The organism is Bryocella sp., from assembly GCF_058498515.1.
In genome coordinates this window covers 68133-79351 of the sequence record NZ_JBMHYI010000042.1, presented here as the reverse complement: position 1 = coordinate 79351, position 11219 = coordinate 68133, and the positions used below count along the sequence as shown (strand labels likewise).

Below are 11219 nucleotides of genomic sequence, written 5' to 3'. Positions count from 1 at the left end.
CTACTGGGGCGGCGTTGTCGTTGTGGGCGGGGGTGTCGTCGTGGTGGACCCCGAGCCGTTCTGCTGCTGTTGTAGCTTGAGCAGCTGCTGATAGATCTGGTCCGGCGTCTCAACACCGTTGGGCGAGGTCGCGGTGGTGGTGGTGCTGGAGGGCGGCGGGTTCGGCGAGTCCACGATGCCCTGCTGCGTCTCGGTCGTTGTGGTGGGGGTGGGCAGCGAATCCGCCGGCACCGAGTTGGTGGTGGGCATGGTCGAGACGGTGTTGGTAGTGTTGTCAGGGCTGCCGAGGGGGTTGTTCAGCGGAGGATTACCAGCAGGGACTCCGGAGTCATTGTTCGTGCTGCCGGGCCGCTGTTGCTGCTCCGGAGGCATGCGGGGACCTCCGCGACGGAGCGCGGGGGAATCGATGCGCGATGGCGGGGCAGTGTCCGAGTCTGAGGAATAGCTGGGAGTAGAGGGACTGGGCGGCGAAACCCCGCCGGTGCGCGGCGTCAGCACCAGCTCGACAGGACCGAGGCTGTCGTCTTCCTTGAGCAGCATGTTGGTGCCGGTGCCGTCGAGGAGCGTCGCGAGGACGTCAGAGGTAGCGGCGGGGCCATAGTGGCCGAAGACCCGCTGATCGCTGACGCCGCCGTGGATCTTCATGCCTGTGGCGACCGAGATCTCGTAGAGGATGTCGTTGAGGGAGGAGTTTTCAGCGCGGATGTCGAGCTGGCCGGCCGCGTAGTTCACCTGCGCACGGCGTGGGCGAGTGTCCTGGGTGCCGCTGGTGGTGGCGGACAGCGGCGCAGTGGCCGTCGGCTGTAGCGCGGTGGGCGGCGTGGCTGGAAGCTGGGCGTGGAGCGCCGCCGTGGCCATGGTCAGCAGCATTGCCGGCGTCAACAGAAACGTCGTGGAGAGCGTGGCGTGCTGGCGGTGGGCTGGCATCTGAAGTGTGGGACGTGGGCCGGGGCCTGAAGGTAGCCTACAGCGTTCGGGCGATCGTTGGGTGTCTATATGTAGGAGTGGCTGGACGCCGTGATGCTTGCTTCGTATGCTGGCCTGTGAGGGCCTTCTGATGAAGGCCGAGCCTTGCCTCAGCGGCTAAAGCCGCATGGTGATTGCAGCTTTATGGCGGGACTGAAGTCCCGCCCTGACAAAACGGAGATTTGTTACGAGGTTTCGTTGCGAGATTTCCTGGATATGCGCGGCATGACGCGCGAGGTCTGGATGCGGGACGATGAGGCGAGTCGGGTAGGTCAGATGGGATTCGAGGGTAAGGCTGTGAGGGGAACGTTGCGGGTCGCGAAGATTGTGGTGGGTGCGGTGGTGCTGGGAATGCTCCCGGCGGCGGCCCAGACCTGCACCACGCAGGCGAAGATGGCGGACGATGTGCGCTCTTCGCTGGCGGATCAGGCGCTGGCCATTGCGCTGGACATCAAGGCGAATAACGGATCGAAGATCCAGGCGGAGTCGGGGGCGGCGCTGGCGGGAAACTTTGCGCAGACAGCCTACCTGCTGCGGACGACCTCGGAGAAGATTGCCGCGGACTCGCTGGCGGTGACGCAGATCTACCTGCTGGACGCCTCCAAGGTGAGCGGTGGTGGAGAGGTGGACTTCTCCTGCCCGCTGGCGGCGACGGCTTCGGAGACGGATTTTACGTTCAGTACGCTGCCGGCGGGGACGTATGGCTTTGCGATGATCGAAGCGACGGGCCCGCGGCCATGGCTGGTGAGTCTGCTGCTGGAGCAGCAGGGCAGCGCCTGGAAGCTGGCAGGGCTGTATACGCATGCGCGATCGGTTGCGGGACGCGATGGGCTTTCGTACTGGAGCGCGGCGCGCGAGGCGGCGAAGGCCAAGCAGCTGTGGCGGGCGTGGCTGCTCTATGCGGAGGCGGATTCGCTGCTGGCTCCGGCGCCGTTTATCGACACCACCCACCTGGATAAGCTGCGCACAGAGCAGCGCGAGGCCATGCCGCCGGAGCTTGCGGATGGCATCAGCGCTCAGACCCCGCTGGTGATGAAGGATGCCAAGGGCGAGTCGGTGGCGTTCACGTCGATCGGGCCGGACAGCTCGGAGGATGGCTCGAAGCTGCGGCTGGCGCTGCACTATCGTGCGCAGCCGCTGGCCGATCCGGCTGCGGCCCGGGCACGTAACCTGGACGCGGCACAAACGCTGCTGGACGCTCACAAGGAGCTTCGTACGGGGATCGACACGGTCTTTGTCTTTGCCGACGTGGTCGACCAGCCGCCCTTTGCGACCGAGATTCCGCTCAGCCAGATTCCCTAGGCCTGTACCGACAGAAAAGCGTAGCCAACTCGAGGGGCATCCCATCTGCGGGCGTTGGCGAAGAAGCAGGTTTCTCCACTACGCGGGACGATGAAACTGTCCCGCTCCGGTCGAAATGACACATCTTGGGAGGTGGAGACTATGTCGATGCAACCTAGATCTGCGTTGCGGGCTGTCGTCGCCTGGGGCGTCTTCACCGTCTGTTGATGCGGGAAGGGAACCGCCTCCGCGGCTCCCCCCAAAGCTGTCTAAGGTGAGACACTAGGGCCGATGGGTACCACACTGAAATCACTCGCTCAGGCGATACGCGACCGCCGAGCGACGCCGAGCTTCGATGGAGAGCCGATCCCTGCCGGGGACCTGCGCCAGATTCTCGACGCGGGCCTCTCGATGCCGAGCGGCTACAACATGCAGCCCTGGCGCTTGATCGTGGTGCAGCATCCGGAGCAGCGCAAACGTCTGCGTGCTGCCAGCTACAACCAGGCCAAGGTGGAAGAGGCTTCCGCGGTAATCGTCGCGTGCGGCGACCGCGATGGCTGGCGTAAGGACCTCGACGAGGTGCTGCGCATGGGCCGCGCCGGCGGCATGAGCGAGAGCTATGCGGCGCAGGCCGAAGAGACCGTGCCAGCGTATCTCTCCAGCTTCAATCCCGACCAGATGGATGGGTGGCTGAACAAGCACGTGATGATCGCCGTCACTGCGATGATGCTGATGGCCGAGGTGATGGGCTACGACACGGCGCCGATGGAAGGCTTCGAGGAGCAGAAGGTGTGCGAGACGCTGCGCCTGCCCATGAGCTACCACGTGGTCGCGCTGCTGGGGATTGGAAAGCACAGGGGGCCGGACAAGTACAACGGCGGCCGCTTCGACATGGCGCACACGGTCTTTGGCGAGGAGTATGGCAAGCCGCTGAAGTAACTTCGTTCCGCATGGGACTGTGGTGTGTTGCTGTATCGAATTTTTGTGCATAGCCGGTGCAGAGGCTGGCATCCTAGACAGCAAGCGAGAGGATTGAGATGCAACGAATCGGCCGGCTGCTGTTGGGGGTTTTCCTGCTTGCGATCGTGGTGGGCATTGCGTTCTATGCGCGCCCCTTGTGGGTGCTTCGGCAGGTGACGCACTTCGAGCTGTTCCTCTCCCGCGTGCAGAGCGATTACGTGATGACGCCGGAAGGCCGCGTGCACTACTACGATGCCGAGCCGCGCTTTGCTCCGGAGCATGGCATTCCACTGGTGCTGGTGCATGGGCTGGCCGACCGCGATGAGAGCTGGGCCCCGATGCTGCGCCGGCTGAAGCGTGCGGGGTTTCATGTGTATGCCCCGGATCTGCTGGGCTATGGGCGCTCGCCCAAGCCGGGCGACTCGGACTACTCGATCGCAACGCAGGAGAAGTTTGTTGCAGACTTTATCCAGGCGCTGGGACTGCAGAAGCCGGACATCGGCGGGTGGTCGATGGGCGGTTGGGTGGTGCTGAAGCTGGCGACGGATCATCCCGACATGGTGGACCGCGTGGTGGTGTACGACTCTGCGGGTGTGCGGCCGGATGTTACGGTTCCGAGCGATGCGTTTCATCCGAACGATGTCGACGGCATGCGCAGGTTGGCTTCGCTGCTGGAGCCTTCGGCGAAGCCGCTGCCGACGTTCGTGGCCAAGGATGCGCTGCGCGTGCTGGGCGAGCAGCAGTGGGTTGTCGACAAGGGCGTGGCGTCGATGAATACGGGCCGAGACCTGGTGGATGCGCAGCTGCCGCAGCTTCAGAATCCGTTGCTGATCGTGTGGGGAAGTGGCGATGCGATGCTGCCGCTCTCGGTGGGGCAGAAGATGCACACGCTCGACCCGCACTCGGAGCTGGATATCGTCGAGGGCTGTGGGCATCTTGCGCCCAAGACGTGCTCGGGCCGGGTGGCGCAGGCGACGGCGGACTTCCTGAAGTCCAACCCCGCGCCGAGCGGTGGCGTGCGGACGCTGGCGGCGATGAATAGGTAGAGCGGGGTACGTTCTACGTTGTCCGTTCTACATGGGAAGAAGAGAAAACGGAACGGACATCGAGTCGTGGGTTGAGGGACTGGAGCTGCGAGTCACGGCATGCTCGGACAACTGACAACGGAGAACGTCTACTCTTTCCCCCACACATACGCTCCGGGCTGTTCGAGGCCGATATGGGCGAGGACTCGCTGCACGTAGGTGCGGACCATTTCGTCCATGGACTGGGGCCTGGAGTAGAAGGCTGGGATCACGGGGAAGATCGTCGCTCCGGCTTCGGTGACGGCGGTCATGTTGCGAAGGTGGATGAGGTTCAGGGGCGTCTCGCGGACGCAGAGCACCAGGCGGCGGCGCTCCTTGAGGCAGACGTCGGCGGCGCGCTCAATGAGGTTTGACGCGAGGCCGTGGGCGATGCCGGCGAGCGTTCCCATGGAGCAGGGAATCACGATCATGGCGTCGACGGGGTAGGAGCCGGAGGCGATGGCCGCGCCGACGTCCTCGTGCGCGTGCTGGATGATCTTCTGGCTGGGGTGGCCGAGGAGCTTCTCGGCGAGTTCGTGGCGGGCGGAGATTCCTGTCTCTTCTGCCAGTACGCGCAGCGCGGAGGGCGAGGCGACGAGGTGCACACGCGCCACGCGGGGATCTGCATCCAATGCACGCAGGGCTTCGGTCGCCAGGATGGCTCCGCTGGCGCCGGTAAAGGCAAGCACAACAATCGTTTGCCCCTGCTTCCGCGGGCTATCTTCAGATTCCATCCACTCTATCTTTGCACCGGCCTGCGCGCTTTGCACTACCCCGCGCGACTTTACCGGCGGCTTTTGTTTAAATGAAAGTGCGGTCTTTCATGGCACAACGAGGCCGCGGATTGCGTCCTACCCGTTCAAGTGGTGGCGACGAGAGGAACGGAGACGAGCGTCCTGCCGGGCTCGCAGCGTCTGTGGTCGAACTTCGAGGCTCAGGGAGAACAGGAGTGACTGGACGACGACAGGCTTGCCGGAACCAGGAGCCGGGGCGGGACGGCCGGCATCAACGCAGCTGGGGCAGGGGATGGACAACTGCCGCGCTTGCGATCGCGTTCCAACTGGTGGCCGTGGGATCGCAGGCCTCCGTTGCGCTGCTGGTGGAGCAGCCTTACGGTCATCTCGGGACGTTCGATCCGGGCGGGCATTCGGCCATTTATCTTGACCACGTCTGTGCAGCGACCCCGGTGAAGCTTCGACCTTGCGCGCCGGATGAACTGGGCGTCGTGATCAGCCGCTATGACGGCATCCAGCACCTGGACTGGGTGGCGATTCCACTGATGGGCTATCTCTATGCTGTCGACTCGGCGGATGAGATTCCTGTGGCGATGGACCGTCAGCACGAAGTGGCGCTGCGCGATCAATACAGGCGGGCGCACCTGGAGTCGGTGGCTCCGGATCTTGCCGATGGCAGAGCTCCGGCAGGGAACTGGTATGAGCTGGCTGGATCGGCGTATGACCGGGCGATCTATGGCTTCAGCGTGAAGAGCACTCCTGAACAGGATGCGGGCCTGATTGCGATGTTCAACGACCGCAGGAACGTCGAGCGCTACAACGGGGCGTTTGCCAACTGCGCGGATTTTGCGCGCGTCACGATCAACCGCTTTTATCCGGGTGCGATTCGCCGGAACTTTGTCGCGGACTTTGGCGTGACGTCTCCCAAGGCGGTGGCCAAGCAGCTGACGAAGTATGCCGCGCAACATCCTGAGGTGGAGTTCGAGGTGTTCAAGATCCCGCAGGTGCTAGGATCGTTGCCGCGCAGCCATGCTAACGAGGGGGTGAGCGAGGCGCTGGTGCGGCACTATGGCGTGCCGATCGTGCTGGTCTCGCCGATCACCGCGGGATTGATGCTGGTGGCGTACGTCGGCGGCGGGCGATTCGAGATGCCGAAGCATGCTCCGACGATGGATGTGGGCCTGCTCGAGGCCGAGGCGAAGATCATGCCCGCGGCGGTCGCACCGGCGGGCGGGCCCGAGCAGGACGCCTTGCTGCGGCGGCCGTTGATGTTGCCTGAGTCGCTGGCCGGGCTGCCGCTGGCGACGCCTCCCCCGATGCCACGGGTGGAGCTGGTAGCCCAGCCTTCGGCGGAGCTGACGCCGGTCCTGGGGTCGGAACAGCTGCGGAAGGTGATTCAGCCGTAGGTCGCGGACCGGCGCGGCGCGAGCGCTTCTCGTGTGGCCCTGGCCAATGCGACAATACGCGCATGGAACTTCTGCTCTATTCGGCCGACTGGTGCCGTGATTGCCGCGAGGCGAAGCGCTTTCTCAACAAGCACGAGATCCCGTACCGCGAGATCGACATCGAGCGAGAGCCTGGTGCGGCGGACGCGGTGATTGCGGCGACAGGGAAACGGGCGATTCCGCAGTTCGTCATCGATGGCAGATGGGTGCAGCCCTACCGGCCCGGGCAGGGCTTCCTCCATGCGGAGATGGCGCAGCTTTTCGGCGTCGAGCACCGCTAGCTCTTGCAGTCGGTTTGCAGATCGCTGAAGAGCACGCAGGCTGACCGCGCCTTTGACTGTATGTGGGGAACCGCCGCGTATCGTTCGTGACCGCTTTGCGCGGGCCGTGCGGACGGTGGGGAAGGTCCTGCTGCCCGCGGGGGAGACGCACCCGTCGGACGCTGGCCGACCTTAGTTTGCTTGTGACTCGCTGCCAGTCGAGAGTTCACTGGCCTGGGACAGCTCCTCAAGCGCCAGCCGGAGGGCCTCGCTGCGCGGTGCAAGCTCCTTGAGGTGTTCGAGGACGAGGCGCTGGAGGATCTCTTCGCCCTGGGCTGTAAGTAGGACCAGCGACCGGCGGAGGTCCTTTTCGTCGTGTTCGCGGCGAACCAGGCCCTTGCGCTCGGCGCGATCGACGAGTTCCACCATGCTGTTGTGCCGGAGGATCATTCGCTCCGCGAGATACCCGATGGAGGCTTTTTGTCCTTCGGGCATCGAGGCGATGACCTGCATGAGTTGATATTGCTGAGCGGCGATGCCAACCCGTTCGCTGGCGATCTCGCTGAAGCTGAGGAATTTACGGAGTTGAAAGCGGAATTCCGCTAAGGTGCGCAACCGGCTGAGATAGGTCCCGTTGCTGTGGTTGGTATCCATGGAAAATGTAGCCTCGTCTCCTCAGAGAGCGCGACGCATCAATCCAAAGCAAAAAATCTGCTTCGAGTTGAAACTTTATAGCGCGCTAATTCGTAATCGTTCCCTCGTTCATATCAGCCCCGAACACAAAAGTCCAACTTCTTTCGATATTTGCAATCCCATTCCTGCATCCCGGGGGTTCGGAGCGTCCCGAGCCTGCACATCCGGGAGCTCCGCGGGGCGGAATTGGGTCATCCCCCGGCAGGCCTCCCGTTACACTGGAAGTATGATTCCCCGTTACACACGGCCAGAGATGGCCGCCCTGTGGTCCGAACAGACCCGATTTGCCAACTGGTTACGCGTCGAGCTGGCTGCGACGGATGTGCTGGCGGAGGCCGGCCTTGTCCCGGCTCAGGCCGCCAAAGAACTGCGGCAGCATGCGGCGTTCACTATACCGAGAATCCACGAGTTGGAGAATGACCTTCGTCACGACGTGCTGTCCTTTACGACGTGCGTGGCGGAGCATGTGAAGGCGGCCGGGTCGGACTCGGCGCGCTGGCTGCACTTCGGACTGACCTCGACGGATGTGGTGGATACGGCGCAGGCGCTGACGCTGGTGGAGGCTTCGGCGATCATTCGGCGCGGCCTGGTCGGGTTCCGCGAGACGTTGCGAACAAGGGCGATCGAGTTCAAGCACACGCCGACGATCGGGCGCACGCATGGCGTGCATGCCGAGCCCACGACCTTCGGGCTGAAGCTGCTGCTGTGGTACGCCGAGATGGGCCGCAATCTCAAGCGCTTCGATCTGGCGTCCGAAGATCTCCGCGTGGGTAAGCTTTCGGGGGCGGTGGGAACGTTCGGGCACCTTGAGCCACAGCACGAGGTTGCGATCCTGAAGAATCTCGGTCTGGAGCCGGCGCTGGTTGCGACGCAGGTGCTGCAGCGGGATCGCCATGCGGCGTACCTGGCGACGCTGGCGGTGATCTGCTCGACGCTGGACAAGATCGCGACGGAGGTCCGGCATTTGCAGCGGACGGAAGTGCGCGAGGCCGAGGAGTTCTTCTCGCCCAAGCAGAAGGGCTCGAGCGCGATGCCGCACAAGCGCAACCCCATCACGGCGGAGCAGATCTCGGGCCTGGCGCGCGTGGTGCGGGGCAACGCGCAGGTGGGCTTTGAGAATGTGGCGCTGTGGCACGAACGCGATATCTCGCATAGCTCGGCGGAGCGCGTGGTCATTCCTGACTCGACCACGCTGACGGACTACCTGTTGCATAAGACCGACAACATGATCGCGAAGCTGCTGGTGTATCCGAAGCGAATGCTGAAGAACCTCGAGGGCACGGGCGGGCTGGTGTTCTCCGGGCAGCTGCTGCTGGAGCTCGCGGCCGCTGGGCTATCTCGCGAGGACGCGTACAAGCTGGTGCAGTCGCAGGCGATGGAGGCGTGGCAGGAGGTCGATGAGCCGGGCGCGAAGACCTTCCGCGAGCGCATGGAGAGCAATCCCACGGTGACTGCGACGCTGACGCCGGAACAGATTGCGAATGCGTTCGACTACACGCGGCAGCTGCGTAATGTGGATGCGATCTTCGAGAGAACGCTCGCGGCAGGGTAGAGCAAGTGATTGGGTGTTCGATGTTGAATGTTGGGTCGATTTCTCCTAACACCGAATACCTAACATTGAACGCCGTAGCTCACTGTTCTTTGTAGTTCACTGTTCTTTGTAATTCCGCATCAGGCCGCCATCCATCACGTAAGTGGATCCGGTGACGTAGGCGGCTTCGTCGGACGCGAGGAATGCGGCGAGTGCTGCGACTTCTTCGGGCTTGCCGAGGCGCCCCAGGGGGATGTTTGCGAGCAGGGGATTGAGCTTGGAGGGATCGTTGAGGAGCGCCGTGTTGATGGGCGTGGAGATGGCTCCGGGCGCGATGTTGTTCACCGTGATGTTGAGCGAGCCTAGCTCCATGGCGAGGTCGCGCATGAGCATGCGCAGAGCACCCTTCGACGCGCAGTAGGTGGAGAAGTGGGGGAAGACCATGTCCTCGTGGACCGAGGACATATTGAGGACGCGACCGGGCTTGTTGGCGTTGCGCAGCCTGCGCACGAATGCCTGCGTAAGGAAGAAGACGCCCTTAAGGTTTACGTTGAGCACGGCGTCGTAGTCGGCCTCGGTGACGTCCCAGAAGTCGGCGCGTTTCTCAATGCCGGCGTTGTTCACGAGGATGTCGCAGGAGCCGAGCTGCTGCCATGCTTGTTCGATGAGGTTGTCGCAGTCGGCGAGGATCGAGACGTCCGCCTGGACCATGACGGCCTTGCCACCAGCCGCATGGATCTTGTCTACGGTGGCCTGCGCTTCTTCCGGATGATCGCGATAGTCGACGACGCAGTCTGCGCCTTCCTGCGCGAGACGCTCCGCGATGGCCTGACCGATGCCGGAGCCCGAACCAGTGACCACCGCGACCTTGCCTTCAAGACGACCTGCCATGGTTCCCTCTTCCTTGCGTTGTGTTATCCCGGATGGGATGGCCTGAGCGGCAGAAGCCGCTTCGAACCCTACGGGCTTTCGTCACGGCTGAAGCCGTGACCTGCCGTCCGTGCTAAGACTTCTAACGCTTCTTCCTGGTGTCCTTCGTGGAACTCGCGTCTTCGCGCTTGCGCACGATGTTCTTTGCCTTATCGAGGGCCTGCTTGCGCTCTGCGGGCAGATTCTTGCCTGCGCGGTTTTCGTAGAAGCTGAGCATCTGCATTGCCTGACCGGGGCCGTTTGGCGAAACGCTCGGTTTCAGCATCTCGTCGGCGATTGCCCCCGGGCTCTTCTTGAAGAGGCCCGCAGAGGGATGCGTGGAGTCCGAGGTGACCTTCGCGGACCAGCGGCGCGAAGCGGGAGTTGCGCTTTTCTTCGCGGACTTTTTTGCGACAGACTTCTTCGCGACAGACTTTTTAGTTGGGGCTTTCTTTGCCGACTTCTTCGTTGCTTTCTTCGTCGCCATGGCCTGCCTCCTGGGAACGGTGCTCCACGGTGTGAGATGCAGCCTCGGGCGGGGACGTGTTAAGGCGTGTGGACCATGATGCTCGTTTGCGACGGAAGAACTCGCTGAGCAAAGGGGAGGTGGTCTCGGTGAGCAGGCCTTCGCTGACCTCAACGCGGTGATTGAGGGCTTCGTGATTCATCACGCTGAGGACCGAACCGCAGGCTCCGGCCTTGGGGTCACGAGCAGAGTAGACGAGGCGTGTGAGGCGCGCGTGAAGGATTGCGCCGGCACACATCGCGCACGGCTCGAGCGTGACGTAGAGCGTGCAGCCGAGCAGGCGGTAGTTGTTGAGTGCGCGGCCGGCCTCGCGCATAGCGACGATCTCCGCATGCGCGGCGGGATCGTTGGAGCGGAGCACGGAGTTGTTGCCGCGGCCGATCACTTCGCCGGTCGCAGAGACTACGATGGCGCCGACGGGAACCTCGCCTTCGGCCTCGGCAGCATGGGCCTGGTCGATGGCCATCTGCATGTAGTCGAGGTCGGTGAGGCTCATGGAGACAAGGATAGCTTGGAGGGGGATGGAGGCTTAAACAGAAGAGCCCCGCGCCAAGCGGAGCTCCTTCTGCACTGTCGGAATAGTACGCCCGGAGGTTGTGCGTTCGCTACTTCGTGAAGATGGAATCTCCGGGAATTTTTTCTTCGTTGTCGTGGATTCTGTTCTGGGCTCGCTTGGCGCCTTGCATCGCTTCGCGATCGACGCGTTCTTCCGGTGTGGCGTCAACGCTGGAAGGGGCACCGGTCTCAATGGCTTCGTGCGAAGGACGGGCTGCGGTCTTGGTGGAGTCTAATCCAGATGCCATGGTTCACCTCACTCCCCTAGATGGATGGCTGCAGAACGTATCGGGTT

Annotated in this window: 13 protein-coding genes; 6 read left to right on the top strand and 7 right to left on the bottom strand. The window is 63.3% G+C overall.

The window, feature by feature from the left end; translation table 11 throughout:
* Positions 1 to 927 carry a hypothetical protein gene (locus AC5E6W_RS12125; protein ID WP_491752562.1) on the bottom strand — a complete coding sequence of 309 codons (927 nt, stop codon included), beginning with the start codon at positions 925 to 927 and terminating at the stop codon, positions 1 to 3.
* A gap of 264 nt (positions 928 to 1191) precedes the next feature.
* Between AC5E6W_RS12125 and AC5E6W_RS12120 the strand changes: the two genes are divergently transcribed.
* The 3 genes from AC5E6W_RS12120 (at position 1192) to AC5E6W_RS12110 (ending at position 4253) form a co-directional block, all read left to right on the top strand.
* Positions 1192 to 2268, top strand: coding sequence for a hypothetical protein (locus tag AC5E6W_RS12120; protein ID WP_491752561.1), 1077 nt, complete (start codon positions 1192 to 1194; stop codon positions 2266 to 2268).
* Between the two features lie 270 nt (positions 2269 to 2538).
* Entirely contained in the window at positions 2539 to 3186 is a 648-nt protein-coding gene (locus AC5E6W_RS12115) for a nitroreductase family protein (RefSeq protein ID WP_491752560.1), read from the top strand.
* A 98-nt stretch (positions 3187 to 3284) separates the two neighbouring features.
* Entirely contained in the window at positions 3285 to 4253 is a 969-nt protein-coding gene (locus AC5E6W_RS12110) for an alpha/beta fold hydrolase (RefSeq protein ID WP_491752559.1), read from the top strand.
* 128 nt (positions 4254 to 4381) lie between these two features.
* Here the strand turns inward: AC5E6W_RS12110 and AC5E6W_RS12105 are convergent, their stop codons facing one another.
* Complete coding sequence (locus AC5E6W_RS12105; RefSeq protein ID WP_491752558.1) at positions 4382 to 5005, bottom strand: UbiX family flavin prenyltransferase; 624 nt, start codon at positions 5003 to 5005, stop codon at positions 4382 to 4384.
* A 215-nt stretch (positions 5006 to 5220) separates the two neighbouring features.
* Here AC5E6W_RS12105 and AC5E6W_RS12100 point away from each other — a divergent pair, with 215 nt between their 5' ends.
* Both AC5E6W_RS12100 and AC5E6W_RS12095 read left to right on the top strand, forming a co-directional pair.
* Positions 5221 to 6411, top strand: coding sequence for a hypothetical protein (locus AC5E6W_RS12100; protein WP_491752557.1), 1191 nt, complete (start codon positions 5221 to 5223; stop codon positions 6409 to 6411).
* A gap of 62 nt (positions 6412 to 6473) precedes the next feature.
* On the top strand, positions 6474 to 6731 hold the full coding sequence (locus AC5E6W_RS12095) for a glutaredoxin family protein (protein WP_491752556.1): 258 nt from the start codon (positions 6474 to 6476) through the stop codon (positions 6729 to 6731).
* Positions 6732 to 6902: 171 nt separating this feature from the next.
* On the opposite strand, the gene AC5E6W_RS12090 is transcribed toward AC5E6W_RS12095, so the two are convergent.
* On the bottom strand, positions 6903 to 7364 hold the full coding sequence (locus tag AC5E6W_RS12090) for a MarR family winged helix-turn-helix transcriptional regulator (protein ID WP_491752555.1): 462 nt from the start codon (positions 7362 to 7364) through the stop codon (positions 6903 to 6905).
* Positions 7365 to 7629: 265 nt separating this feature from the next.
* On the opposite strand from AC5E6W_RS12090, the gene purB reads away from it, so the two are divergent.
* Positions 7630 to 8955 carry an adenylosuccinate lyase gene (gene purB, locus AC5E6W_RS12085; RefSeq protein WP_491752554.1) on the top strand — a complete coding sequence of 442 codons (1326 nt, stop codon included), beginning with the start codon at positions 7630 to 7632 and terminating at the stop codon, positions 8953 to 8955.
* 96 nt (positions 8956 to 9051) lie between these two features.
* Here purB and AC5E6W_RS12080 read toward each other — a convergent pair whose 3' ends face one another.
* The 4 genes from AC5E6W_RS12080 to AC5E6W_RS12065 form a co-directional block, all read right to left on the bottom strand.
* A complete protein-coding gene (locus tag AC5E6W_RS12080; protein WP_491752553.1) occupies positions 9052 to 9825 on the bottom strand; it encodes an SDR family NAD(P)-dependent oxidoreductase in 774 nt (257 codons plus the stop codon).
* Positions 9826 to 9946: 121 nt separating this feature from the next.
* The gene (locus tag AC5E6W_RS12075; RefSeq protein ID WP_491752552.1) at positions 9947 to 10330 is read right to left on the bottom strand and encodes a DUF3175 domain-containing protein; all 384 of its coding nucleotides are present in this window, start codon (positions 10328 to 10330) and stop codon (positions 9947 to 9949) included.
* Positions 10281 to 10865 (bottom strand): tRNA adenosine(34) deaminase TadA, encoded by a 585-nt coding sequence (gene tadA, locus AC5E6W_RS12070; RefSeq protein WP_491752551.1) that lies wholly within the window; start codon positions 10863 to 10865, stop codon positions 10281 to 10283. The genes AC5E6W_RS12075 and tadA overlap by 50 nt, the downstream gene beginning before the upstream one ends.
* A gap of 109 nt (positions 10866 to 10974) precedes the next feature.
* Complete coding sequence (locus AC5E6W_RS12065) at positions 10975 to 11172, bottom strand: hypothetical protein (protein ID WP_491752550.1); 198 nt, start codon at positions 11170 to 11172, stop codon at positions 10975 to 10977.
* Between the last annotated feature and the right edge of the window lie 47 nt (positions 11173 to 11219).

Excerpts from the sequence above, each read along its gene's own strand:
- AC5E6W_RS12095 (WP_491752556.1), top strand. The coding sequence starts at position 6,474 with ATGGAACTTCTGCTCTATTCGGCCGACTGGTGCCGTGATTGCCGCGAG.
- AC5E6W_RS12110 (WP_491752559.1), top strand. The coding sequence starts at position 3,285 with ATGCAACGAATCGGCCGGCTGCTGTTGGGGGTTTTCCTGCTTGCGATC.
- AC5E6W_RS12080 (WP_491752553.1), bottom strand. The coding sequence starts at position 9,825 with ATGGCAGGTCGTCTTGAAGGCAAGGTCGCGGTGGTCACTGGTTCGGGC.
- AC5E6W_RS12115 (WP_491752560.1), top strand. The coding sequence starts at position 2,539 with ATGGGTACCACACTGAAATCACTCGCTCAGGCGATACGCGACCGCCGA.
- AC5E6W_RS12105 (WP_491752558.1), bottom strand. The coding sequence starts at position 5,005 with ATGGAATCTGAAGATAGCCCGCGGAAGCAGGGGCAAACGATTGTTGTG.
- tadA (WP_491752551.1), bottom strand. The coding sequence starts at position 10,865 with ATGAGCCTCACCGACCTCGACTACATGCAGATGGCCATCGACCAGGCC.
- AC5E6W_RS12090 (WP_491752555.1), bottom strand. The coding sequence starts at position 7,364 with ATGGATACCAACCACAGCAACGGGACCTATCTCAGCCGGTTGCGCACC.
- AC5E6W_RS12075 (WP_491752552.1), bottom strand. The coding sequence starts at position 10,330 with ATGGCGACGAAGAAAGCAACGAAGAAGTCGGCAAAGAAAGCCCCAACT.
- AC5E6W_RS12120 (WP_491752561.1), top strand. The coding sequence starts at position 1,192 with ATGACGCGCGAGGTCTGGATGCGGGACGATGAGGCGAGTCGGGTAGGT.
- AC5E6W_RS12125 (WP_491752562.1), bottom strand. The coding sequence starts at position 927 with ATGCCAGCCCACCGCCAGCACGCCACGCTCTCCACGACGTTTCTGTTG.
- AC5E6W_RS12065 (WP_491752550.1), bottom strand. The coding sequence starts at position 11,172 with ATGGCATCTGGATTAGACTCCACCAAGACCGCAGCCCGTCCTTCGCAC.
- purB (WP_491752554.1), top strand. The coding sequence starts at position 7,630 with ATGATTCCCCGTTACACACGGCCAGAGATGGCCGCCCTGTGGTCCGAA.